26 protein-coding genes are annotated in these 23,745 nt (G+C 63.4%); 13 read left to right on the forward strand and 13 right to left on the reverse strand.

Annotated features, from left to right (window positions below; translation table 11 throughout):
- Nucleotides 1-380 precede the first annotated feature (380 nt).
- Nucleotides 381-2,192 carry an adenine deaminase gene (gene ade / locus NKI95_RS27585; protein WP_352720707.1) on the forward strand — a complete coding sequence of 604 codons (1,812 nt, stop codon included), beginning with the start codon at nt 381-383 and terminating at the stop codon, nt 2,190-2,192.
- A gap of 401 nt (nt 2,193-2,593) precedes the next feature.
- Here the strand turns inward: ade and NKI95_RS27590 are convergent, their stop codons facing one another.
- From NKI95_RS27590 to NKI95_RS27600, 3 genes are all read right to left on the reverse strand, one after another.
- Nucleotides 2,594-3,757 carry an alpha/beta hydrolase gene (locus tag NKI95_RS27590; protein ID WP_352720709.1) on the reverse strand — a complete coding sequence of 388 codons (1,164 nt, stop codon included), beginning with the start codon at nt 3,755-3,757 and terminating at the stop codon, nt 2,594-2,596.
- Nucleotides 3,758-3,889: 132 nt separating this feature from the next.
- Entirely contained in the window at nt 3,890-4,963 is a 1,074-nt protein-coding gene (locus NKI95_RS27595) for an alpha/beta hydrolase (protein WP_352451120.1), read from the reverse strand.
- A 103-nt stretch (nt 4,964-5,066) separates the two neighbouring features.
- On the reverse strand, nt 5,067-6,461 hold the full coding sequence (locus NKI95_RS27600; RefSeq protein WP_352720710.1) for a hypothetical protein: 1,395 nt from the start codon (nt 6,459-6,461) through the stop codon (nt 5,067-5,069).
- Between the two features lie 126 nt (nt 6,462-6,587).
- Between NKI95_RS27600 and ilvA the strand changes: the two genes are divergently transcribed.
- Entirely contained in the window at nt 6,588-7,844 is a 1,257-nt protein-coding gene (ilvA, locus tag NKI95_RS27605; protein WP_352720712.1) for a threonine ammonia-lyase IlvA, read from the forward strand.
- Nucleotides 7,841-8,413, forward strand: coding sequence for a DUF1697 domain-containing protein (locus NKI95_RS27610; RefSeq protein ID WP_352720714.1), 573 nt, complete (start codon nt 7,841-7,843; stop codon nt 8,411-8,413). Before ilvA ends, NKI95_RS27610 begins: the two co-directional genes overlap by 4 nt.
- Nucleotides 8,414-8,421: 8 nt before the next feature.
- Here the strand turns inward: NKI95_RS27610 and NKI95_RS27615 are convergent, their stop codons facing one another.
- Nucleotides 8,422-8,715, reverse strand: coding sequence for a DUF2218 domain-containing protein (locus tag NKI95_RS27615; protein ID WP_292664826.1), 294 nt, complete (start codon nt 8,713-8,715; stop codon nt 8,422-8,424).
- Between the two features lie 78 nt (nt 8,716-8,793).
- Entirely contained in the window at nt 8,794-9,234 is a 441-nt protein-coding gene (gloA, locus tag NKI95_RS27620; RefSeq protein WP_352720717.1) for a lactoylglutathione lyase, read from the reverse strand.
- A gap of 215 nt (nt 9,235-9,449) precedes the next feature.
- Here gloA and NKI95_RS27625 point away from each other — a divergent pair, with 215 nt between their 5' ends.
- From NKI95_RS27625 to NKI95_RS27635, 3 genes are read left to right on the forward strand one after another with little or no spacing between them, the layout of a single operon-like run.
- The gene (locus tag NKI95_RS27625; protein WP_502903730.1) at nt 9,450-10,046 is read left to right on the forward strand and encodes a cold-shock protein; all 597 of its coding nucleotides are present in this window, start codon (nt 9,450-9,452) and stop codon (nt 10,044-10,046) included.
- Between the two features lie 19 nt (nt 10,047-10,065).
- Nucleotides 10,066-10,629 carry a DUF192 domain-containing protein gene (locus tag NKI95_RS27630; RefSeq protein WP_352720720.1) on the forward strand — a complete coding sequence of 188 codons (564 nt, stop codon included), beginning with the start codon at nt 10,066-10,068 and terminating at the stop codon, nt 10,627-10,629.
- Between the two features lie 20 nt (nt 10,630-10,649).
- Nucleotides 10,650-11,417 carry an alpha/beta fold hydrolase gene (locus NKI95_RS27635; RefSeq protein ID WP_352720722.1) on the forward strand — a complete coding sequence of 256 codons (768 nt, stop codon included), beginning with the start codon at nt 10,650-10,652 and terminating at the stop codon, nt 11,415-11,417.
- A 506-nt stretch (nt 11,418-11,923) separates the two neighbouring features.
- On the opposite strand, the gene NKI95_RS27640 is transcribed toward NKI95_RS27635, so the two are convergent.
- Nucleotides 11,924-12,523: an HD domain-containing protein gene (locus tag NKI95_RS27640; RefSeq protein WP_352720724.1), complete on the reverse strand. Its 600-nt coding sequence runs from the start codon at nt 12,521-12,523 to the stop codon at nt 11,924-11,926.
- A 159-nt stretch (nt 12,524-12,682) separates the two neighbouring features.
- Here NKI95_RS27640 and cysE point away from each other — a divergent pair, with 159 nt between their 5' ends.
- Nucleotides 12,683-13,531 carry a serine O-acetyltransferase gene (cysE, locus tag NKI95_RS27645; RefSeq protein WP_023717455.1) on the forward strand — a complete coding sequence of 283 codons (849 nt, stop codon included), beginning with the start codon at nt 12,683-12,685 and terminating at the stop codon, nt 13,529-13,531.
- Between the two features lie 346 nt (nt 13,532-13,877).
- The gene (locus NKI95_RS27650; RefSeq protein ID WP_023674799.1) at nt 13,878-14,081 is read left to right on the forward strand and encodes a DUF3126 family protein; all 204 of its coding nucleotides are present in this window, start codon (nt 13,878-13,880) and stop codon (nt 14,079-14,081) included.
- A gap of 218 nt (nt 14,082-14,299) precedes the next feature.
- Here NKI95_RS27650 and NKI95_RS27655 read toward each other — a convergent pair whose 3' ends face one another.
- A complete protein-coding gene (locus NKI95_RS27655) occupies nt 14,300-14,587 on the reverse strand; it encodes a GIY-YIG nuclease family protein (RefSeq protein WP_352720821.1) in 288 nt (95 codons plus the stop codon).
- A gap of 235 nt (nt 14,588-14,822) precedes the next feature.
- A complete protein-coding gene (locus NKI95_RS27660; RefSeq protein WP_352720726.1) occupies nt 14,823-15,554 on the reverse strand; it encodes a hypothetical protein in 732 nt (243 codons plus the stop codon).
- A 120-nt stretch (nt 15,555-15,674) separates the two neighbouring features.
- Between NKI95_RS27660 and NKI95_RS27665 the strand changes: the two genes are divergently transcribed.
- Nucleotides 15,675-16,019, forward strand: coding sequence for a DUF6949 family protein (locus tag NKI95_RS27665; RefSeq protein ID WP_352720728.1), 345 nt, complete (start codon nt 15,675-15,677; stop codon nt 16,017-16,019).
- Between the two features lie 18 nt (nt 16,020-16,037).
- Nucleotides 16,038-16,586, forward strand: coding sequence for a gamma carbonic anhydrase family protein (locus tag NKI95_RS27670; RefSeq protein ID WP_352720730.1), 549 nt, complete (start codon nt 16,038-16,040; stop codon nt 16,584-16,586).
- Nucleotides 16,587-16,628: 42 nt separating this feature from the next.
- Here NKI95_RS27670 and NKI95_RS27675 read toward each other — a convergent pair whose 3' ends face one another.
- Together NKI95_RS27675 and NKI95_RS27680 are read right to left on the reverse strand one after the other, a co-directional pair.
- Nucleotides 16,629-17,375, reverse strand: coding sequence for an SDR family oxidoreductase (locus NKI95_RS27675; RefSeq protein WP_352720733.1), 747 nt, complete (start codon nt 17,373-17,375; stop codon nt 16,629-16,631).
- Nucleotides 17,376-17,405: 30 nt separating this feature from the next.
- The gene (locus NKI95_RS27680) at nt 17,406-18,593 is read right to left on the reverse strand and encodes an MFS transporter (RefSeq protein ID WP_352720735.1); all 1,188 of its coding nucleotides are present in this window, start codon (nt 18,591-18,593) and stop codon (nt 17,406-17,408) included.
- Between the two features lie 96 nt (nt 18,594-18,689).
- Here NKI95_RS27680 and NKI95_RS27685 point away from each other — a divergent pair, with 96 nt between their 5' ends.
- A complete protein-coding gene (locus NKI95_RS27685; protein ID WP_352720737.1) occupies nt 18,690-19,586 on the forward strand; it encodes a LysR family transcriptional regulator in 897 nt (298 codons plus the stop codon).
- A gap of 214 nt (nt 19,587-19,800) precedes the next feature.
- Here NKI95_RS27685 and NKI95_RS27690 read toward each other — a convergent pair whose 3' ends face one another.
- The 3 genes from NKI95_RS27690 to NKI95_RS27700 form a co-directional block, all read right to left on the reverse strand.
- A complete protein-coding gene (locus NKI95_RS27690; RefSeq protein WP_352720823.1) occupies nt 19,801-20,400 on the reverse strand; it encodes a transglutaminase-like cysteine peptidase in 600 nt (199 codons plus the stop codon).
- A 262-nt stretch (nt 20,401-20,662) separates the two neighbouring features.
- Nucleotides 20,663-21,280, reverse strand: coding sequence for a PilZ domain-containing protein (locus NKI95_RS27695; protein ID WP_352720739.1), 618 nt, complete (start codon nt 21,278-21,280; stop codon nt 20,663-20,665).
- 117 nt (nt 21,281-21,397) lie between these two features.
- The gene (locus tag NKI95_RS27700; RefSeq protein ID WP_352720741.1) at nt 21,398-22,036 is read right to left on the reverse strand and encodes a PAS domain-containing protein; all 639 of its coding nucleotides are present in this window, start codon (nt 22,034-22,036) and stop codon (nt 21,398-21,400) included.
- A 391-nt stretch (nt 22,037-22,427) separates the two neighbouring features.
- Between NKI95_RS27700 and NKI95_RS27705 the strand changes: the two genes are divergently transcribed.
- Together NKI95_RS27705 and NKI95_RS27710 are read left to right on the forward strand one after the other, a co-directional pair.
- Complete coding sequence (locus NKI95_RS27705; RefSeq protein ID WP_352720744.1) at nt 22,428-23,198, forward strand: rhomboid family intramembrane serine protease; 771 nt, start codon at nt 22,428-22,430, stop codon at nt 23,196-23,198.
- Between the two features lie 102 nt (nt 23,199-23,300).
- Nucleotides 23,301-23,732, forward strand: a complete 432-nt coding sequence (locus NKI95_RS27710) for a CBS domain-containing protein (protein ID WP_023717464.1) — start codon at nt 23,301-23,303, stop codon at nt 23,730-23,732.
- Nucleotides 23,733-23,745: the final 13 nt, after the last annotated feature.

Raw genomic sequence — 23,745 nt, forward strand, 5'->3', positions numbered from 1 at the left:
GGGGAGAGGTGGCTCGGCGAAGCCGAGACGGAGAGGGGGACTGCGCCCTACGAAAGGCCCCCTCTCCGGGCGCGGGGCGGCCCCCCCGCCCCCCCGGGGCGGGGGGGGGGGGGCCCCCGGGGTGGCCGGGGGGGGGCCCGCCCCCCCCCCCACCCCCCCCCCCGGGGCCCGGGGCGGGCCCACCCCCCCCCCGCTTCGCGGTGGGCGAGGAACCCAGGTCTTGAGAGGTCGGCGCGCGACCCCCTCTGTCGCCTTCGGCGACATCTCCTCCACTTGGGTCCCCTTTGGGGGGGAGATCGGCAGTTTCGCCGTCGACCCTCGCTTCCTCGCTGGTCAAAATCCTCGCGGCTTGGCACAGTCGGGCAAAGAGGAGCTTGTCCATGCCGAAGACCGCCAATGCGACGAAACCAAAACCCTGGGCCGAAATGGCGACGCATCTGGTCGATGTCGCCATGGGCCGCAAGCCCGCCGATCTCGTCATCCGCAACGGGCGCTGGGTCAACGTTCATTCGGGCGAGATCATCGCCGGCACCGACGTCGCCATCGCCGGCGGCCGCTTTGCCTATTGCGGGCCGAATGCCGGCCACGCCATCGGCCAGGGCACCAAGGTGGTCGATGCCGGCGGCCGCTATCTGGTGCCGGGGCTTTGCGACGCGCATATGCATGTCGAGAGCGGCATGGTGACAGTGACGGAATTCTGCCGCGCGGTGATTCCCCATGGCACCACATCGATGTTCATCGACCCGCATGAGATCGCCAACGTGCTCGGCCTGCCGGGTGTCCGGCTGATGCATGACGAGGCGGTCGCCATGCCGGTCAACGTGCTCGTGCAGATGCCGTCCTGCGTGCCCTCCGCCCCGGGGCTGGAGCATGCCGGCGCCGAGCTGACCGTCGCCGATGTTGCCGAGGCGATGACCTGGGAGAACATTATCGGGCTCGGCGAGGTGATGAATTTTCCCGGCGTCGCCGCCAATGATCCGGTGATGTCGGGCGAGATCGCCGCGACGGTGAGGGCCGGCAAGACCGTCGGCGGGCACTATGCCTCGCGCGATCTCGGCCTGCCGTTCCACGGCTACGTCGCCGGCGGCCCGGAGGACGACCACGAAGGCACGCGCGCCGAGGACGCCATCGCCCGCGTCCGCCAAGGCATGAAGGCGATGCTGCGGCTGGGCTCGGCCTGGTACGACGTGGCCTCGCAGATCAAGGCGGTGACCGAGAGCGGGCTCGACCCGCGCAACTTCATCCTGTGCACCGACGACAGCCATTCCGGCACGCTGGTGCATGAAGGCCACATGGACCGGGTCGTGCGCCACGCCATCAGCCAGGGCTTGAAGCCGGTGACCGCGATCCAGATGGCGACGCTCAACACCGCCCAGCATTTCCGGCTGGAGCGCGAGATCGGCTCGATCGCGCCGGGTCGGCTCGCCGATCTGCTGATCGTCTCCGACCTGGCCGAAATGACCATCGACGAGGTCTATGGCCGCGGGGTCAGGCTGGCCAAGGGCGGCAAGCTCGAAATCGACATTCCGGCCTATGATTATCCAAAGACGGCGAAGAACACCGTCAAGCTCGGCAAGAAACTCAAGGCAGGCGATTTCGACATCGCGGCACCCATGGGCGCCAACGAGGTCCGGGTGCGCGTCATCGGCGTCATCGAGAACCAGGCGCCGACGCGGGCGCTCGAGGCCGATCTTGCGGTCGAGGACGGGCTGGTCGCCATGGACCGCCGCAACGACGTTTGTCAGATCGCACTGGTCGAGCGTCACAAGGGCACCGGCGGCGTCACCAACGCCTTCGTCTCCGGCTTCGGCTATATCGGCGACTGCGCCATGGCCTCCAGCGTGGCGCACGATGCCCATCACATCATCGTCGTCGGCACCAACAAGCAGGACATGGCTCTGGCCGTGAACCGGCTGGGCGAGGTCGGCGGCGGCGTCGTGCTGTTCTCCAAGGGCAAGGAGCTGGCGCTGGTCGAAATGCCGATCGCCGGGCTGATGTCGGACGAGCGGGCGGAAATCGTCGCCGCAAAGGCGGACCAACTCAGCGACGCCATGCGCCAGATGGGCTGCTCGCTCAACAACGCCTATATGCAGCACTCGCTGCTGGCGCTGGTCGTCATCCCGGAGCTGCGGATTTCCGATGTCGGCCTGATCGACGTGACGACTTTTCAGAAGGTCGATCTGTTCGTTTAGCGCCGTCGAAATGCTGGCTCGACAAGTCGCAATTTCTCAGCTTCCCGCGATCCCTTTCAGGGGCAAATCGCGTACTCTGAAGATTAGCCGAAACATCCCTCGCTTCGTCATCCCAGGGCGGAGCAGGAGCGAAGCGACGTCGCGGAGACCCTGGGATCCATGCCGTTACATCTGTGGCACACGAAAGCGGACCAGAATTCGAGCGCCTTGTGGCACCGGCAGACATTCCAGCGATGATGACGTGCGAAGGGCAACGCGCTGTTGCTGATACAAGCTATTCCGACCGCAGCAATCTTCGGCAGGTGTAATGGCATGGATCCCAGGGTCTGCGCTCCGCTTCGCGTTCGCTCCGCCCTGGGATGACGAAGGCTTATGCTTAATCGCCAGCGTCGGCGGCCGCTTCACCCGCCGGTGGCGATGGTCAGCACCTTGAACGGCGTGGTGATGACGATTTCGGCGACCGAGCCGACGGCCTTGCCAAGGCCCTGGCCGAGATTGTCGAGCTGGGCCGGCGCGGTCTCTTCGGAGGCGAGGCCCGCCGGGGCGCGCAGGCGGTCGCCGAGCAGCTGCACCAGGAACGGGTTGTCGGCGAATTTGGCGTGGTTCAGCCGGTCGCCGCCCTTGGTCTTGGTCAGGTCGACCACCGAGACGCCATAGCTGGCGAGGTCGGCCGCGTCGCCATAGTCGCCGACGCGCGGCTTGTCGCCGGAGATCAGGGTCGACAGCCTGAGCGCCCGGTCGTCGCCCGAAAGCAGCACGGCGAACGGCTTGTCTGGCTTGCCGTAGCGGATCATCTGCTTCTTGAACACGTCGACGTCGATGTCGGGCGAGGCAAGGATGACATAGCCGAGCTTGCCGCCGAGGTCGCGCTCGCCGGTGATGGCAAGCTGGCGCAATGCTTCCATGGTCACCCAGGTTCCCATCGAGTGGGCGATGATATCGATGCTCTTGGCGCGGCTCTTGGCGAGCATGCGCAGCGTCGCTTCGAGATCGTCGCGCGCCGCATTGGCGCTTTCCTTGTCGTAGATGTAGCCGGTGGTCTTGCCGCTCGACGCCCAAGAAAACAGCACCGGCGTTCCCGGGTATTTGGTGTCGTGCGCGATCTGCGTCAGCCGGTAGATGCCGTCGTCGAAGCCGTTGTTGAAGCCGTGCACGAAAACCAGCGCGCGGTCGCCGCGCATCGCGATGTCGGCGCCGACCGCCTTGGCGAATTGCGGCGCGCCTTCGTAGAAGGTGACGCCGGTCGCCGTGAAATCCTTCGCCGGATTGCTGTTGGCCGAGCCCTTGACCCGCTCGATGGCGCCGAGCTGGTGGATTTTGGGCACCGTCACCTCGACGCTGGCAAAGCTGGTGGTCGGCGAACGGTCGCCGTCGAACACCTGCCGGGGCTCCTTCGTTGCCCTTTGCCGGGTTGTAGCGACGAAGATCTTGTGCGTCGCCGCGATATCCGAAGCAGGCACGGTGATCGTCGTCTTGTTGAGCAAGTCGTGCGTGTTCTGGCCGGCGCAGCCTGCCAGCGCGAGCGCGAACGCAACGACGAGAAAGATCTTCGAAGGCACGATCACGCGGGCTCCCGCAAAGGCGACGTCGAGCCGGAGACGTCTTGGCCTATTCGATAGAGGCAGAGGCCGGTACGGTCCAGTTCAAACTGTTCCGATGGTGCGGCAAGGGTCAACAATGACTGCTGCGCAATGCAGCTATTGTCCGACCGAGGCGATGCGGTCTGTCACCTCGCGGTCGCTGGCAAACCCGTCATCCTCGCGCAGCTTCTGGCCGATCAACTGCACCAATTCCGGATTGTCGGCGAATTTGGTGTGGTTGAAGCGGTCGGTTCCCTTGACGCTGGAGAGATCGACGACCGACACGCCATAGCTGGCGAGGTCCGCGGCGTTCTTGTAGTCGCCGACGCGCGGCCGTGCGCCGGCGATCAGGCCGGAGAGCCGCAGCGCCCGGTCGTCGTCGGAGAGCAGCAGGATGAACGGCTTGTCCGGCTTGCCGTAGCGGCGCATCTGGCTCTTGAACACGTCGACGTCGATGTCGGGCGAGGCCAGCACGACGTCGCCGAGCTTGCCGCCGAGATCGCGGTCGCCGGTGATGGCGAGTTGGCGCAGCGCCTCCATGGTGACCCAGGTCCCCAGCGAATGGGCGACGATGTCGATGCGCCGCGCGCCGGTCTGCGCCAGCATTCTCAGCGTCACTTCGAGCTGGTCGCGGGCAACGCTGGCGCTTTCCTTGTCGTAGACGTAGTCAGTGGTCTTGGCGCCCGACGCCCAGGAAAACAGCACCGGTGTGCCCGGATAGCCGGAATCATGGGTGATCTGGGTGACGCGGTAGACCGCGTCGTCGAAGCCGGTGTTGTAGCCGTGGACGAAGACCATGACGCGGCCGCCGCGCGCCGCGATGTCGGCACTGAGCGCACTGGAGAATTTCGGCTGGGTGTCGTAGCCGACGACCTCGGAAGCCATGAAGTATTTGGCCGGATCGTCCGACTTGCCGCGCGAGCGGCGCTCGATCTGGCCTGTCTTGTGGATGCCGGGGACGGTGACGTTGACGCGGGCATAGTTCAGCGTCGCCGAGCGCTCGCCGTCGAAGACCTTGTTGGGGTCGTCGGAGCGCTTGCGCGTGGTGGCGATGAAGATCGAGTGATTGCCGGCGATTTCCGTCACCGGCACCGCCATCATGGCGCTGCCGAGCAGTTCCTCGGTTTGGCGGCCGCCGCAGCCGGCGAGCAGCGCGGCAAGAACAATGATGCAAATCGTCTTCAAGGGCACTTAAGCAATTCCACTCCGGCCTAACCAAAGGCCCATCCACCTCCGCCGCACCTCCCGGACAGGCGAAGTGCGGCAGAAGTAAGTCGCAGGCGCCGAAATGCGCTCAGCGCCTAGCGACGGCCATCGCAGTGTTGCGCGAAAGCCAGAACGGCGGCAGGAAGGCCGGGATGTTGGAAAACGGCAGCACTTCCGGCTTCAGCCTTATGCCGAGCACGTCGGTCATGAAGGCGCGGCGCGCCTCGATGCGGCGCCAGGCTTCGGGATAGCGCGCGGCGATCTCTTCGCGCAGCGCCTCGTCGGCCAGCGCGATGCCGTCCTCGATGTTGGTGGTGAAGTAATCGGTGCCGGTCGCCGGAATGATGTCGACCTGCAAGGCCATGCCCGACTTCAATCTGATGTCGGAGCCGGAAAATACCGGCGAATGCATCCATTCGTCGATATGGATGAGATGGCCGGGATTGAGCGATACGCCGAAGAACGGATCGCCGATGCGGTCGTGCACCGCTTGCCACAACGCGCCGCCGGGAACACCGATGCCGACCGTCTCGTACCAGTCGACGACGGCGCAGAAATAGGGCGCGACCAGTCTCTCGACATAGTCCTGGATGCCCCTTGGAAGCTCGGCCGCGTCCTCGACCAGAAAACCGGCGCGGGCGTTGAGCGAGCCCCGGATGCCGTAGGCCATGGTGATCGGGTCGCCGCGCTTGATGATTTCGAGGCGCGGGCTTGGCAAGCCATAGGCCGCGCGCCTGCCGGCCGACAGCATCGGGTGGCAGCATTGCGGCAGGCCGTTGATGCCCATCAGCCGCGCCGCCTGCAATTCGGTCATTCCGGGTTCGATGCTTTGCAGCACATTGCGCAGGCCTTGCGAGGAATAGGTCGCGGCGAATTCGAACGCGGCCAGCTGGTCGGCCTCGTTGATGGCGCGCAGGCCGTCGGCAGGGTTCATCAAAAGGTTCGCCGCGTTGACGATCACGCCCCTATCGCCGGCAAGGCTGCGCAAAGTGTCGGCGATGAAGGACGGCAGGTCGAGCGTCGTTTCGCCAAAACCGGCATCGCCGGAGCCGAACGGCTTCCAGCCGATGGCGCCGATGCGCTGGCCGGCCTTCAGGCCGCAATCGACGAGGATGTCGGCCAGCGCTTGCGAGCGGTCGCGCGGCTGCGCCGGCAGCGAAAACGTCTGGTAGAGCACGCGCTCATACGGCCCGTCGCAGATCTCGGCATAGCCCCAGCCCTCATTGCCGACCAGCAGTTTCGGCGACTTGCCGGGAACGATGACCAGCAGCGTCTCCTCGAAGCGCGGATCGTAGCCGCAGAGATAGGCGACATTGGCCGCATGTTCGCGGTCGCCATAGACGACGAAGGCATCGAATCCGCCGCGCGCGACCAGTGCCGCGATGCGGGCCTCATAGGTGGCGCGCGTAACCAGCGGCATCACCGTCGGCTCGCCGAACTCCGGCAGCGACACGGTTTTCTGGGCCACCGATGCGACAGGCATGAACAGGCGCTCCTAGCGGCCAACGAAGTTTTGGGAACACCCTTTCGGGGTGGCCGGACAATGGCTTCGCGAGGCCGGATATGCAATAGCGGGACCGAATTCGGCTAGCCTGTGGGTGCTCTTGCCATGACCAGTTTCTCCTCTCGCGTCGCTGCCGCCGCTGCCGCGATCCGCGAGATCTTTCCGGAAACGCCGCTGCAGGAAAACGACTATCTGTCGAAGAAGACCGGCGCGCGGGTGCTTCTGAAGCGCGAGGACCTGACGCCGGTGCGCTCCTACAAGATCCGCGGCGCCTTCAACTTCTTCCGCAAGACGCTCGCCGCCGGCAACGCTGCCGAGCTGTTCGTCTGCGCTTCGGCCGGCAATCACGCGCAGGGCTTTGCCTTCGTCTGCCGCCATTTCGGCAAAAAGGGCGTTGTCTTCATGCCGGTGACGACGCCGCAGCAGAAGATCGACAAGACGCGGCTGTTCGGCGGCGAATTCGTCGAGATCAGGCTGGTCGGCGATTTCTTCGACGACTGCTACCACGCGGCACTCGAATTCACCGAAACTGCCGGCGCACACATGGTGCCGCCTTTCGACCACAAGGACATCATCGAAGGGCAGGCGACCGTCGCCTACGAGATATCAGGCCAGATGCCCGGCGCGCGCATGGCTGATATCGTCATGCTGCCGGTCGGCGGCGGTGGCCTGGCCGCTGGCGTCACCCATTATTTCGCCGACCAGCACCGCGAGACACGTTTCGTCTTTTGCGAGCCGGCCGGCGCCCCGAGCCTGAGCGAGAGCCTTGCCGCCGGAAAGCGGATCAAGCTCGCCAAGGTCGACAATTTCGTCGACGGCGCAGCGGTGGCCGAGATCGGCCGCGAGCCGCTGCGCCACCTCAGGGAATTTGCCGCCGACACCGTGCGGCTGATCCCGGAAAACCGGCTCTGCGCAACCATGATCGAAATGCTCAATGTCGAAGGCGTCGTGCTCGAGCCGGCGGGCGCGCTGGCGATCGATGCACTCAAGGATTTTTCCAGGAAGGAAATCAGGGGCAAGACCATCGTTGCTGTGGTGTCCGGCGGCAATTTCGATTTCGAGCGGCTGCCGGATGTGAAGGAACGGGCGCTGCGCTTCGAGGGCTTGAAGAAATACTTCATCATCCGCTTTCCGCAGCGGCCCGGCGCGTTGCGCGATTTCCTCGAATTGCTTGGCCCTGACGACGACATCGCCCGCTTCGAATATCTGAAGAAATCGGCGCGCAATTTCGGTTCGGTGCTGATCGGCATCGAAACCAAGGACCGCCGCAACTTCGACCTGCTCAAGGCGAATTTCGATGCCGAGAGCGTCCATTACCAGGACATCACCGACAACGAGACGCTCGCCGGGTTCATCATATGAGCAGCAACGATCTTCCGAACACTCCGGCGAAGGTTTTTATCGCGCTGTTCTCCGGCATCAATGTCGGCGGCAACCGCATCGTCAAAATGGCGGAACTCAGGTCATTCTTCGAGCAGCTCGGCTTCTCCGATGTCGCCACCTATGTGCAGAGCGGCAACGCCGTCTTCCGGTCGCCAGAAGGCGATGCAGTCACGCTGACCAGGCAGCTCGAAGCGGAATTCGAGAAGAAATGGGGGTTCCATTCGCGCATCATGGTGCGCGATCTCGGCTGGCTCGAGCGGCTGGCGGCGGACAATCCCTATCCGGAAGTGGCCGGCGAGCCGACCAAGCTGCACGCCTATGCGCTGGAGCACCAGCCGACCGCCGAAGAGATCGCCCGGCTGGCGGAAAAATGCACCGGGCCTGAACGCTTCGAGATCAGGGGCGACGTGCTCTACCTGCATGCGCCCGACGGGCTCGGCAAATCGGTCTTTGCCAATCTCATTCCGCGCGTTCTGAAGGTGCCCGGCACGGCGCGAAACTGGCGCACCGTGCTGATGCTGCTGGAGATGGCCAACGCCGGCCGTTGATAGGTCTTCTACGCGGCCGGAGCGCGTTTCCAGTCGAATGCCAGCTCTTCACGGAAGGCGAAGCGCTTGATGTGCTCGGCGACGACCGTTTCCAGGCGCTCGAGCGAGCCGGCTTCATCGGTCGTCACTGCAATGTGCAGCGCTGCCGGGTCGGCATCGAGAACCGTGCGGCCGAGTGTCAGATCGATGGTGCCGTGGTTCGGGTCGAATTCGACGGGAAACTTGTGCGCCCAATGTTTGCACAGCTGCTGCAGATAGCGGCTGGCATGTTCGGTGGCGACGTCGACATGGCTGCTCGGCATGAATGAATTCTCCCTGGGAATGCGGACGCGAAAACCGAACCAGGGCCCTCCTACGTCCGTTCAAAATGGCGTGATCGGCTACCAGCTGCCCGTGTTCGGCATCGACGCCCACGGCTCGGCCTTCGGCTTTGCCGGACCTTTCTGCAACAGCTCGATCGAGATGCCGTCCGGCGATTTGACGAACGCCATGTTGCCGTCGCGCGGCGGCCGGTTAATGGTAACGCCATTGTCCATCAGCCGCTGGCAGGTGGCGTAGATGTCGTCGACCTCATAGGCGAGATGGCCGAAATTGCGGCCGCCCTTGTAGTCTTCCGGATCCCAATTGTAGGTCAGCTCGACCAGCGGCGCCTTCTCGGAGATGCCGCTTCGCTCGTCTTCAGGCGCGGCGAGGAAGATCAGCGTGTAGCGGCCTTGCTCGTTTTCATGGCGGCGCACTTCCTTGAGGCCAAGCTTGTTGCAGTAGAAATCGAGCGAGGCATCGATGTCGGCGACGCGGACCATGGTGTGCAGATAGCGCATGATTTCCTCCTTATGTTGCGTTGCGGCGCAACATAGGGGCGGCCCGGCCAAAGGGCAATTGGCCACGCTTGCCGGCGCCGGCAAACGGCAAATCCGCTATTCCTGTACGGAACCGTGAAAAAAGGCACGTCAGGTCTTGCACACACCGGAAGCCGCGGTGTTAATCTGATACCAAGAATCAGTTGCAGTGTTTCTTGAAAAAAGGGGGCGTTCTTATGGGGGAAAAGGCCTCTTTCATGGGGCGGGACGGGGCCGGTAACGATGCGTTGAAGCGGGATGAGAGCGCCGATACGGCCGATCTCGTCGAAATCGCCGGCGCCATCAAATGGTTCGACGTGGCCAAGGGCTACGGTTTCATCCTTCCCGATGATGGTTCTTCGGGCGACATCCTCCTCCATGTGACGTGCCTTCGAAAGGACGGTTTTCAGACCGCCCTGGAAGGCGCCCGCGTCGTCTGCCTGGTCAAGCAGGGCGAGCGCGGGCTGCAGGCCTTCCGCGTGCTCTCGATGGATGTCTCCACGGCGGTGCATCCGGCGGAGATGCAGGAGCAGCGCACCCATGTCGCGGTAACGCCGGAAAGCGGCCTCGAACGGGCGCTGGTGAAATGGTTCAACCGCACCAAGGGGTTCGGCTTTCTGACCCGGGGCGAGGGCACCGAGGACATTTTCGTCCACATGGAGACGCTGCGCCGCTACGGCATCACCGAACTCCGGCCGGGCCAGGTGGTGCTGGTCCGCTTCGGACGCGGCGACAAAGGCCTTATGGCTGCCGAAATTCATCCCGATATGGGTACCTTGCCGGTCTCGCATTAGTTCCGGCCGAGGATTTCATATGGCTCACAGGAACCGGCTGACGGCGGGCGCGCTCTGCGCCGGGATTTTCCTCATCGTCGCCACAAGTGCGTTCTTCTATTTTCAGCAACCGAGTTCGGCCGACGGCAAGGCGATGATCCTTCCCATCGACCCGGCGCCGCTTGTCGCGGTGACGAAGGCCGGCGAGCGTTCTTTTTCCGTCGAAATTGCCGACACGCCCGCCGAGCGCGAGGCCGGCCTGATGTTCCGCCGCCACATGGCGGACAATCACGGCATGCTGTTCGTGTTTGGTATGCCGCAGGATGTGAGCTTCTGGATGAAGAACACGCCGTTGCCGCTCGACCTGATCTTCGTCGGCCAGGACGGCCGGATCCGGGCGATCAGGCAAGGCGAGCCGCAGTCGGAGGCGATCATCTCGCCGGACGAGCCAGTGCGCTTCGTACTCGAGCTCAAGGCAGGCACCGCCGCCAAAAAGGGCCTTAAGGACGGCGACCTGCTGCGCCATCCTGCCATCGGCACGGCGCCCGGGCCGGCCGTGCCGCCGCTCCACAAGGGCGATGCGCCGAATGTCGATTCCGACTGAACGGGCAGGATCTTCGGCCGATGCAGTTCTTCTCCCATGACGGTTTCGACCTTGCTTTCCTTGACCGCCAGCCGGCATCGGGGCAGGGCGATCCGGTGCTGATGATCCACGGCTTTGCCTCGAGCCATTACGTCAACTGGGTGTCGCCCGGCTGGTTCAAGACGCTGAACGACGCCGGCTACCGCGCGATCGCCTTTGACAATCGCGGCCATGGCTCGTCGTCGAAAAGCTATGACGAAGCGGACTACACGCCGGCAAAAATGGCGTCCGACGCGGCAGCGCTTTTGAACCATCTCGGCATCGAACGCGCCCATGTCATGGGTTACTCGATGGGCGCGCGCATATCGGCGTTCCTGGCGCTCTCCGACCCGGACAAGGTGGCGACGCTGGTCTTCGGCGGTCTCGGCATCGGCATGGTCGACGGCGTCGGCGACTGGGATCCCATAGCCGACGCCCTTCTGGCCGAGGACCCGGCAGGCACCAGCGACCCGCGCGGCCGCTCGTTCCGTGCCTTCGCCGACCAGACCCGCAGCGATCGCCGGGCGCTCGCCGCCTGCATCGCCACCTCGCGCGAATTGCTGAGCGAGGCCGACATTGCCCGCATTGCCCAGCCGACGCTGATCGCCGTCGGCACCAAGGACGACATCGGTGGCTCGCCGGATGAGCTTGCCGCCTTGATGCCCAACGCCAGGGCTTTTCACATCGAGGGCCGCGACCATATGCTGGCCGTCGGCGACAAGACCTTCAAGCAGCGTGTGTTGGAGTTTTATGCCGAAAATCCGCTGTGAACTGGCGACAGGTGCATTGCCACCATTGGGAAAGCGCGCTGTCGGGCGCGATCGCAACAGGCAGCTAGTGGTGAAAGCCTGACGCATGGTACCAGAAACTCAACTACCGCTCAGGGTGGAAAGCTGATATTCGCTTCGTTAGGGTTAAGGCATGACGTTCGACCCACTACTGATCACCCTCATTGCGCCAGCGGTCCTAATCGTCGGCTCCGCTATTGGTTTGCGGTTTGGGCTTCCCCTCTGGATCGCCCTCTCCATGACCGGGATTGTTCTGGCTGTGGGCGGATATGTTCTTCGTGGGGGTGTTAATCAAAGCTGCCTCATCGACGAGAGCGAGTGCGTTGGCGCAACAGCTACCGCCTATGTCATTTCGGCATTCTGGTTCGTGGCCGTTGTAATACTAATGGTCAGTGCGGCCCGGAACATGCGAAAACATAGCGGGCGCGCAACACGCAAGCCTTGAGGGTCCGCAAAGGGTCGAACCCTGCCACTAGAACCTGTCCGAGTCATGCCTCAAGCGCTTCGATCGACCGCGCCATGTTCTGCCTGGCCTGTGCTTCGAACCGCTGCCGGAACTCCTCGGTGTGAAAGATATGCGGGCGGGCGAGGAAACTCTTCAGAACAGCACTGCGGCCGGCACGCCACATCGGCTCTTCCACCCAGCCATATTCACGGCGAACCGCCTGTTCATAGGCATCGAAGGCGTCAGGCGTCGCACCCAGGATCGCCAGGTCCATGTCGAGGAACAGCGCTGCGTCGCGGACGGCATTGCCGTCGCCAAAGTGCGGCAACTCATGCGTGGCGGTGGCGATGATCATCGCCGTGATGCGGCCGACGCGCTGCTCATCCGTGCGGCCGGCGAGCTTTTTCTCGGCAAGGGCGGCGCTCTTGGCTTCGTTGTCCTTGGCGCGGCTGTCGTAGATCGCGTCGTGAAACCAGATCGCTGCTTCGACTGCTTCAGGATCATGCAGCAACGCCTTGTAATCATTGGCCAGCGCCAGCATCGCCTCGATGTGGCCAAGGTCGTGGTAGTGGCGATCTTCGGCCTCATAGAGCGCGGAAAGCTCGCGCTTCAGCGTCTCGTCGATCAAGGTTGCGTTTTCCATGGCTGCTTGAAATTCCGCCAACCAAATCCATTTGACGAAGCACTAAGGAAAATTGAGTTCACCCGTGCTATGATCTGGCTTATAGGTGCGGCCGGAGAATAGGCAAGCCGCCAACCGAGACATTGGATGGCCGAGACATTGGATGGCCGGAGACATCAGATGAACAGCGTTACGATTTCCCGTCCCACCAGGGTGCAGCCGGTAGATCCGATCTGGCGTTCGATCCGCGACGAAGCGATGGAAGCGGTCAACCGCGATCCGCTGCTGGCGGCGTTCCTCTATTCGACCATCCTCAATCAGGAAAATCTGGAAGAAGCGGTCATTCACCGGCTGGCCGAGCGCCTCGCCCACCAGGACATCGGCTCCGACCTCATTCGCCAGACGTTCAAGGCGATGGCGGCCGACGACAAGGACTGGTCGACGACGGTGCGCGTCGACATCCAGGCCTATTACGACCGCGATCCGGCCTGCGACCGCTTCATCATGCCGGTGCTCTACTTCAAGGGTTTTCATGCCATCCAGACGCACCGGCTGGCGCATTGGCTGTGGAACCAGGGCCGCCAGGATTTCGCACTGTATCTGCAGAGCCGGTCGTCCTCGGTGTTCCAGACCGACATCAACCCGGCCGCCCGCATCGGCAAGGGCATCTTCCTCGACCACGCCACCGGCCTCGTCGTCGGCCAGACGGCGGTGATCGAGGACGACGTGTCGATCCTGCACGGCGTGACGCTGGGCGGCACCGGCAAGGCCGGCGGCGACCGCCATCCCAAGATCCGCTACGGCGTGCTGATCGGCGCCGGCGCCAAGATCCTCGGCAACATCGAGATCGGCCATTGCTCGAAGATCGCGGCCGGCTCGGTGGTGCTGTCGCCGGTGCCGCACAACAAGACGGTTGCCGGCGTGCCGGCCCGCGTCGTCGGCGAGACCGGCTGCGACCAGCCTTCGCGGCAGATGGACCAGCTGTTGCCATCGCAGACGATGGACCACGTCGTCAGCTTCGACATCTGAGCGCTCGGGCAGGGGCTTGGGCAAGGGCTTGTCGCGTCGGACCAACTATCGATGTCGGCGCCGCCCCTCATCTGCCTGCCGGCATCTTCTCCCCGTATAGTGACGGGGAGAAGGGGCTGACCGTAGCGTCGGCGCCCTTTCAGCAACGCTGGAGATTGGCGAAATCCTTTGTGAAGGCGTTCCTTCTCCCCGTCACTATACGGGGAGAAGTGCCCGGCAGGGCGATGAGGGGCGGCGCCGACTTGAGGCGATTGCCCGTCTTCTCTCGTCGGCTTTGCCTTTACATGGTCATTGTCGACGTGTCAGAAGCGCGCTCAAACGAGCAAGCGACGATCGGAGAAGACTGTTGAAGCCGGACGAAATCAGAAAGCTGGACGCCTATTTCAAGCGCACCTTCCAGAACCCCAAACTCGAAGTGAAGGCGCGGCCGCGCAAGGAAGATTCGGCCGAGGTCTATGTCGGCGACGAGTTCCTCGGCATCGTCTTCAAGGACGAGGACGACGGCGACTATAATTTCTCGATGGCGATCCTCGACATCGATCTGGCCTGAGCCGGGAATTTAGCTGGCCGGACCTGCTTGTTGCAGGCGGGACCGCCTGACGGAGCGCAAACCTCGGAGACTGGCTGGAGCATCCCTCCCTTCGTCATCCCAGGGCGGAGCAACGAGCGAAGCGACGCGGCGCAGACCCTGGGATCCATGCCGTTACCTCGCGGCAGTGCTCCGTTCTGACCAGAATCGAATGCTTCTTGGCACCGGCTGAGCGTCCTCTACCAACCAGTCCCGCGAAAAAGTTCGAACCACTCTGGATTGGTCTTCTCGATCAGCTCGATCTTCCACCGGCGTGGCCAGCGCTTCAGCGACTTCTCGCGCTGGAAGGCGTTGCGAATGTCGAAATGTTCCTCGTACCAGACCAGACGCTGTACGCCGTAGCGGCTGGTGAAGCGCGAGCCTTCGCCAGATTTGTGCTCCGGCATGCGGCGGCCGAGGTCGTTGGTGACACCGATGTAGATCGTGCCGCGCTTCTGGCTTGCAGTCATGTAGGCATAGCCGGTCATGGCTGAAGGGTAGTAGGCATTGTTGCGTACGCAAGCACCGTTCTGAGCCGCTGCATTCTTCGACTGGCGTAACGGCATGGATCCTAGGGTCTCCGCGACGTCGCTTCGCTCCTGCTCCGCCCTAGGATGACGAAGGCGTGGTGGGCCTACAGCTAATCGCAAACCCTGGAGATTGGTAGCCCGATTGGCGGGGCTCCAGCCCAAAGCCCTTCAGGGCCGGTCAAAGGACCAAGCCCTAACGCCCAGTCTTCAGCACACGCGCTGCCTCGCCCGAAATCGCCGCGTCGAGCGCCTGCCAGTCGCCGAGGAATTCCCGGGGGAAGCGGTAGGTGAGGCTGAGATTGTCGCCGACCAGGATGTCGCGCTCGCAGGGCGCCAGCGATTCGTCCGCGCTCGGGCCGCTCAGGCAGCGGGCGACGAACGGATCCCTGCCGGGGCGGTCGGCGACCGCCAGCACTTCGTTGAGATAGCCTGATTTTTCGCTGAAGGCGTAAAGCGTGGTGCCGCCAGGGCCGGGCGTACCCGGCTTGGCGATCAGCGCGCTGTAAATCGGCGCGAAGCGGCCGCTCATGTCGCGCGACATCATCTGCGGCTCGAACGACAGGAAGACGATGTCCTTGCTGGGTCCGGTGTGATTGAAGTCGTTGCGGGCAGCCTCGCTGTAGCCGTCCATCTCGGGATAGCGCAGGTAGAGGTCGAGCCGCGAGGCGATGCCGTCGCGCCGGGCCTGGGCAAAGCGGATGACATTGGCCGGCACGGCGATGATGTTGTTGCCGATGACGACCTCGTAGACCGTGGTGTCGTCGGTGTACCCGGCCATGGCGATCGAGCGGCCGAACCATTTGCCGCCGAGGCTGATCGCCACCGAAAGCAGCGCCAGCGTCGCGAACGCATAAAACACCCGCTTCATCAGCGTCGAATCGACGACGCTGAGTTGCGGGCCCTCTGTGGCGGCTGCCTGCTTCATCGCGATCCTCGTTTGCCGTCCCGCCGGGTGTGCCTGGGCGGCACATCTCGGCGCGGCACGGCTCTTGCTTCGCAGCTTTTGCAGGCGACTGTGCGATTTCATGGTAAACGGAAGGTAAAGATGGGCCCGGTCGAACAAATCATCTTCAGTTTTATGGCTGGGCTGACGGCTTGCGGCCTGGCCGGATCGGCGATGGAGCTGATCGCCGGCCGTAGGCTTGCCTTCGTCCAGCCCTATGTATCGTCGAAGCACATGCTGCGCTCGCTCGCCGCGACGGCTTGCGCCGGGCCGCTGATGTTCGTCAACGAGGCGCTGGACGCCTGGCGCGAGCGTCGCATCTCGGTGCTGGGGCTGATCTCCTGCGGCTGTACCGCAACCATCTGGGCGCTGGCGCTGGGCATGGTGGTGATCGCCATTGCGTCCTGGGCGGCTTCGCTTCTAGGGTCTGGCAGCTTGTCGGTGTGAGACGATCTGGAGACAGCAATGCCGATCTACGCGATTGACGGAAAAGCGCCCGCCTTCGAGGACCCCGACAGCAACTGGATCGCGCCCGACGCCACTCTGATCGGCAATATCAGGATCGGCCGCAATGCCGGCTTCTGGTTCAGCGTCGTCGTCCGCGGCGACGACGAGCCGATCGTCATCGGCGCCGACACAAACGTGCAGGAGCACACAATCATGCACACCGACGCCGGCTTTCCGCTGACCGTCGGCCAAGGCTGCACGATCGGCCACCGTGCCCTGCTGCATGGCTGCACGATCGGCGACAACAGCCTGATCGGCATGGGCGCCATCGTTCTGAACGGCGCGAAGATCGGCAACAACTCGATGGTCGGCGCCGGTGCGCTGGTCACCGAAGGCAAGAAATTTCCCGACAATTCGCTGATCGTCGGCTCGCCCGCGCGCGTCGTCAGGATGCTCGACGAGGCCGCAATCGCCAGGCTGCGCGCCTCGGCCGCGCACTATGTGGCAAACGGCAGGCGGTTCAGGGCGGGGTTGAAGGAAGAACAATCGGCGATGCCCATGAAATAACGGAGCCGGGCCTTAGGATACCGAAAGCATAGCCCCTCCAAGTCAAACCGGCTGGGCGGTCGGCCGGAACAAGATCTCGTTGATATCGACGTCGTCGGGCTCGTTGATCGCGAAGGCGACCGTGCGGGCAAACGTATCTGGCCCCACGGCGATCTTGCTCACGAAGTCCCTGGTGCCCTGTTGGATATCCTGCTCGCTGATATGCTCGAGCAACTCTGTGCTGACAGCGCCCGGCGAGATCACCGTAGTCCGGATATTGTAGGGCTTCACCTCTTTCCGCAGACCCTCGGACAGCGCACGCACGGCGAACTTGGTGGCGCAATAGACTGCCGCACCCGGGTCGACCACATGGCCGTAGACGGACGAGACATTGATAATGTGCCCCGATCGCTGCTCCTTCATGTACGGAAGCGCGGCCGCGATGCCGTAAAGGACGCCCTTGATGTTGACGTCGATCATCCGGTCCCATTCGTCGACCTTGAGCCGTTCGAGCGGGGCTAACGGCATGAGGCCCGCATTGTTCAGCATCACGTCGATGCGGCCGAATTCCCGGACCGCCGTGTTCACCAGGTTCTGGACCTGGCCGGCGTCGGTGACGTCCGTTGTAACGGCCTTGGCCTTGAGCCCAGCGGCGGTCAGTTCCTGGACAAGGGCGTCGATGCGGTGTGACCGGCGTGCACCCAGCACCACGGAAGCGCCTCGTGCGGCAAGATGGCGTGCCGTCGCTTCACCGAGGTCACTGCTGGCACCGGTGATGACGACGACCTTGTTCTCGATTCCTTCGGACATGAGATTCTCCTAGACAAGAATTGAAAGCGTTCAGGTGCGGGGGCCGGCCGAGGCGGCGAGCAAGGCCGAGCCCGTGAGCAGGACCGCGGCGAGAAGGAAGGCGCTCCACCAGCCGGCCACGTCGAACAGCAGGCCTCCTGCAATAGCGCCGCCCGCGATCGCGAACTGGATCAGGGCGACCTGGAGTCCGCCCCCGGCCTCCAGGTCTTCAGGGATGAGCGTGGTCATCCAGGTGTTCCACGCCACCGGGATCGGGGTCGCGAACAGTCCCCAAAGAACCAGCAGGCCGGCCGTAGCGCGTGCATACGGTCCAAAGGCAATCAGCAGTAGAGCGAAGACCGCGAGTGCACTCGGCAGCCCGATCAGCACGGCTGTGAGGTGCCGCCGGAGTATGAGGCCGACGATCGACAGTCCCGCCAGGCCACCGAGGCCGACGCCCAATAGAGCCATTGAGAGGGTGTTCACCTCAAGGCCCGTCACGTTTTCCAGAAACGGCCGCAGATAGATCGAGAGCGCGTTCTGCCCGATGAAAGCGAGCCCGGTCGCGCCCATGCCGATGGCGAATCTGCGATTCCGCAGCAGGCCGAACATGCTCGACACCGAGGCGGCCTCCATCGGTGGCATCTTCGGGAGAACGGCCAACTGCCACACGAGCGCCGCAAAGCCGATGGGGACAGTGACGAAAAAGGTCCCCCGCCATCCGATCAGCGATCCGAGGAAGCTGCCGACAGGCGCGGCGATCACCAATGCGAAGGCAGTGCCACCCTGGAGCAAGGCAATGGCCTTGGGCAGGTCGGGTCCCGCGGCCAGGCGGGCCAGAATGGCCGTCGACAGTGACCAGAAACCGCCGATCGCGATGCCGACCAACGCCCGCCCGGCCAGGAAGACCAGGAAGTTGGGAGCAAGCGCCACCGCCAGGCTCGATACCGCCAGCACTGCCGTATAGAGCAGAACCACCGTCCGTCGATCGACGTTTCGCAAGAGCGAGTTGCCGAAGAGGCTGGTAACCACGGCGAAGAATCCGGACACCGCGATTGCCTGGCCTGCCTGACCCTCTGAGACGGCCAGATCCTGAGCGATCGGGGTGAGCAGGCTGACCGGCAGGAACTCCAGTCCGACCAGAAGGAAGGTCAGCAGCGACAGGCAGACCACCGCAGACCATGGGGTCGTCCCGCCGTCAGCAGCGGCGGCCTCGTCCAGCGCGAGTTCAAAAGTCATAAGGCAGTCTCCTGTCCGTTCGCGAACTAAGTAGTCGGGCTGGTCAAATGCGACTAGCGGGTATAATTTTGATGTGGTTGTGAATGAGGCTCATCAATGCCACGCGACGAGTTCGCCGAAATGCGCGCGTTCCTGGAGATCACCCGGACGCGGAGCTTCACCCGAGCAGCCGCCAAGCTCGGCGTCACTCCTTCGGCTCTTAGCCACACCATCAAGTCGCTGGAGTCGCGGCTTGGCGTTCGTCTTCTGTCTCGCACCACGCGCGACGTGGCCCCGACGGCGGCCGGTCAACGCCTCAAGGAAGGCATCGAACCGCATTTCGAAGGGATCGCGGCTGAGGTCAGCGCTCTCGGCGTCCTGCGCGACAGGCCGTCCGGCAACATTCGCCTGGTGTGCACCGACGATTCGGTCGACATTGTCTTCCGCGCCCGGCTGCCAAAGTTCCTGAGCGACTTCCCCGATATCAATGTCGAGCTGGTGGTCGATAACGCCTTCACCAACATCGTCGAGCGCCAGTTCGATGCCGGCGTGCGGCTGGGCGAGTCCATTGCCCGGGATATGGTAGCCGTGCGCATCGGAGCGGACGTGACCTACACTGTGGTCGGCTCACCCCATTACTTCGCCCACCGGACACCGCCGGAGACGCCGCAGCAGCTGACCGACCATAACTGCATCAACTACAGGCTGCCGACGTCAGGATCGGTCTATGCGTGGGAATTGCGGGAAGGCGCGCGCGAGTTCAGCGCTCGGGTCGAGGGGCAACTGACGCTTAACAATATGGGGCCGGCGATCCAGGCCGCGCTTGACGGTGTGGGCTTGGCCTATCTACCGCGCGAACTCGTCCTTCTACACATTGAGAGTGGCCTTCTCCAGGAAGTCCTGACCAAATGGTGCCCGACGTTCCAGGGTTACCACCTGTACTATCCAAGCCGACGCCATCCCTCTCCGGCGTTTTCCGCCTTTGTCGACGCGTTCCGTATCAGGGGCAAGTAACAGCGTTTCGACGGCGAACGACAGCTAGGTATCGCACAAACGGTCGTGCGACAGCTTGGATGACGAAGCGCGGTTGGAGGCAAAGCCGAGATAACTGTATCGAGATGTGTTCCGCCGGAAATGGTGGAGCCGGCCCGGGGACGGGGCCGGCTCCTTAAACCCGGTCGTTGGGGACGGGGAGGGTGGGGACTCGACCGGGTTTTGCGTCGCGTCCTCAGCGGACGCTGGCGACCGCGTCGGAGCGGCCGTCGTTGATCGTCACCCAGGCGCCGGAATTCCGCTCGGACTGGCGCTTCAGGTAGGTGTAGCTGGTATTGGTCCAGGACAGCACCTTGGGCTGGAGATTGTCGAGGATGAACTCTCCAAGGCTAGTGCGCACGGTCAGCACCGCATGGCCGTCGCCATTGCGCTGGCGCACCACCGTCATCAGCAGATCGCCGGCCGGCACGCCGATGCTCATCAGCTCGCGGCGCTTTTCCAGCGCATAGTCCTCGCAGTCGCCGAAGCCGTTATTGGGAAAGGACCAGACTTCCTCCTTGCCCCACATTTCCATGTCGGTGCGCGGCGCGACCTTGCTGTTGACCGAATTATTGACCTTGACGATCATCGCCCACAGCTTGCGGGTGAGCTCGACGGGTGCCCGGCCAGGCGTCCTCTGATTGCATTCCTGCGGAAGCTGCTGGCACAATTCGTAGTGACCGACCGGCTGTGTGGTGCGGCCGCCGGTGTGCATGAAGGCCGGCTCCGCCGCGTTTGCAGTCCCCCAGCCGAAAAGCTGCATCGCTATTGCCGCCAGCAACAGCTTGCCCCTCATCCTGTTCATTATTCAGTCTCCCCGTTTGAGGAGACAATGACAGGGCTGGATTTATTTGACGCAAAAGCGCGAAGTAGACATTAAGTAAAACGCCAATAGAATAAACATAAAATTTGATGCAATTGAGTATAGAATTGTTTAAGGATTCCAGCCGGTGCGTTCCCATGCTTCGTCGCATCGTTCGAACAGCTAGGATGGCAGGACAGACGGGGGGCGCGAAGGATCGCCAGCCTCTCTTCCCGATGGCGCGAACGCTTCCGCGTCAGCCGCGCGGCGAGCTGAATTCGGTATCGAGCGTTTCCGGCCGCTGGATGACGGCGAACTCGATGGCGACGCCATCTTCGAAATGACGCACCACCTGGCCGCGCATGGTGCCCAGCGTCACCTGGACGCCGATGGCCGGCTTGACGTCGATCTCGATCGCCGCGCCCGACAGCGACAGGTCGATGATGCGGCACTGGTACTGCCGTCCGTCGGCAAGCTGCAGCACGCTCGTCGGGTTGCGCGGTGCGACGCGTTCATGGCGGCGGTCTTCCGGCAGGTCGAGCTCGTGCTTGTTGGCAAGCCAGGTCAGTTGCGCGGCGAGCTTGTCCCTCTTGCGCTCCGACGCGATGACGGTCATCGCAAAGCCATCCTGCAGGGTGCGGGTGATGACGCCTTCGATGCGGCCGATGTGATCGATATAGGCAATGACCTTTTCGCCAGCCAGGCCGGCGCGCTCGGTGCGCAGCGCAACGTTGCCAGGCGACATGTCGACCACCTGGCAGGGATGTTCGGTGCGGTCTTCCAGCATGAAGCGTCCGTAAATCTTCACGCGGACGCGCTGAAAGTTACGCCTTTCAGCTTGGGACGGCGCATGGTCGACCGCCGCTGACCTCATCACTGCCATACCCCGTTCGGCATTCCGCGCATGGATGCGGGGAATTTCAGCGGAAAACTACAACAAAGCAGGTTAACAAAGGGGAAAGCCCGGCGCTGTTGCTTTAATCTTTGGGCATCATTCCTCGCGTCCGCCGTCGAAGACGACCAGGTGACGGATGCGGCGGGCCTGGCCGAGCGCCGAAATCGTCTCGGGCGGGTCGAATTCCGATGGGGCGAGCGAGGGAACCTCTATCGCCGGCCGGTTCTTCAGGAACATCGGCTCCTTGTCGGGATCGACGACACGGATCGAATCGATCAAGGCGTCGAGGACCGGGTCGGCACCCAGCCAGAAAGGCTTTTCGACGGCGCTTATCACGCCGAGGCAGCGCGGGCTCTCGACCCCGCCGTCGAGCGGCAGCGCGAGCAGCTCGAACCTGTTGGAGCGACCAGTGCGGCTGAAACCCTCATAGGTGATGAGGGCCACCGATTTCAGGTCGAAGACGCCGTCGGTCAGCTTCGAAATCAGCCGCTGGTCCTTCTCGCGCCACAGCGAAGGGAATGAAAACCCCTTGAGTTCGCGGCCATAGACCGCGCAGAGCCTGGTGCCGGCGAGCCGGAACACCGCTTCGCCGCGCGTGTCCTTTTCCAGGATGAACGTGTCGGCCAGCAGCGACTTGATATCGGCCGGTTCGACTTCCGAGCGCTTCGGGGCAGGGCGTCCGTCACGCAACCGGTTCCAATAATGGAACAGCGTGATCGATCCGGTCTGGTTCATGCTAATGCTGCTCCGCGCATTCTGTCTTCTGATGTCCCATCGGTGAACAGAAGGGCGCCCTCCGAAGACCTACATGCGTTGCGGAGCAGGATGCGTGCCAGCATCGTTAATACTTGTTCACGGGTCGGGGCGGTTAAGGTTAACAACTGGTTTACGTTGCGTGCCTGCCAGGCCTGTGGCACACCAAAACCACTCCAGAAGCAGTCGTTTTGCGACGATCGGCAGCACTTCAGTCAAGAGTTCGGGGGAGCAAGGGGGCTCGACCAGCCGTTCAAGGGAAACCTTGGACGGCTTCTTTTTTGATTCGGGGCTGCTGATTCGTCGTTTGTGATTCGGTTGGCCGTGATCTACATGCTCGCGAAGTCCAATCCAGCGACTGAGTGCAAGCCATATGAGCGACCCAGAAAGCCCACCGGAGATCGAGCAGGGCCAGGGTGAGCCTGTCGCCCGCGAACCGGAGCAGCGCCGCGAACCGGTGTTCAACCTGCCGCCCGTCGTGCTGGCGGTGATCGGCATCTGCGTCCTCGTCTTTCTGATGCAGCAGTATGTGCTTAGCCAAGACCAGCAGCTGACACTATTGTACGACGGGGCCTTCATTCCTGTTCTCTATACTGGCCAATACGGCTTCGACTGGTTCCTGTTTTCTCGGCCCTTTACGTATGCCTTCCTGCATGGCGGCTTTGCCCATCTTGCCATCAACATGGTGTGGCTTGCGGCCTTCGGCTCACCGCTGGCCAACCGCTTCGGCGCGCTGCGCTTCAGCCTGTTCTTCGCCGCGACCGGATTGGCGGCGGTGGCGCTGTTCTGGGCCATGCATCCGCTTGGCGAGGCGCCGCTGGTCGGTGCCTCCGGCGCGATTTCCGGCATGATGGGCGCGGCGGCACGCTACGGCTTCCGTATCGATCGCTCGTCGGGCAAGGCCGCCTTCGCCGGCCAGCCTTTGCCGATGGCGGCGGTGCTGCGCTCGCGCGGCGTCGTCACCTTTCTCGCCATGTGGATGGTGATCAACCTCGCGACCGGCCTCTTCGGCCTGGCGCCCGGCATTGACGGCCAGATCGCCTGGGAAGCCCATATTGGCGGCTTTCTTGCCGGCTTCTTCGGCCTGCGGTTTTTTGATCGGCGAGAGCAGGTGCCCCGGCAGGCGGACGAGCCGGAGACCTGAGACCTCCGCACTTGAAAAGCAACCGATCGCGGCGCACCATGTTCATCCCAGGGAAAAGCCGGCCAGGGCAGGAGCCGGCAAGGAAATGCAGAGGAGGACGCCATGACTGTTAAGGCAATTCTCGAGGCAAAAGGCCACGACGTGGTGACGCTCGGGCCGAACGAAAAGCTCAGCGAAGCCATCCGCATGCTTTCCGAACACAGGATCGGCGCGCTGGTCATCACCAACGGCGATCACAAGATCGTCGGCATTCTTTCCGAGCGCGATGTGGTGCGGGTTCTCGCCAAAGAGGGGGCCGCGGCGCTCGACCTCGCCATCCGCTCGGCGATGACGCCCAAGGTGAAGATCTGCAATGAGAACCACACCGTCAACGAGGTCATGGAGATCATGACCAAGGGCCGCTTCCGCCATCTGCCGGTGGAAAAGAACGGGCTGCTCGACGGCATCGTGTCGATCGGCGACGTGGTCAAGCGGCGCATCGAGGATGTCGAGCGCGAGGCCGAGGAGATCAGGGCCTACATCGCCACGGCATGAGGCGACGGCGGCC

The organism is Mesorhizobium sp. M0306, assembly GCF_040321655.1.
Lineage (GTDB): Bacteria > Pseudomonadota > Alphaproteobacteria > Rhizobiales > Rhizobiaceae > Mesorhizobium.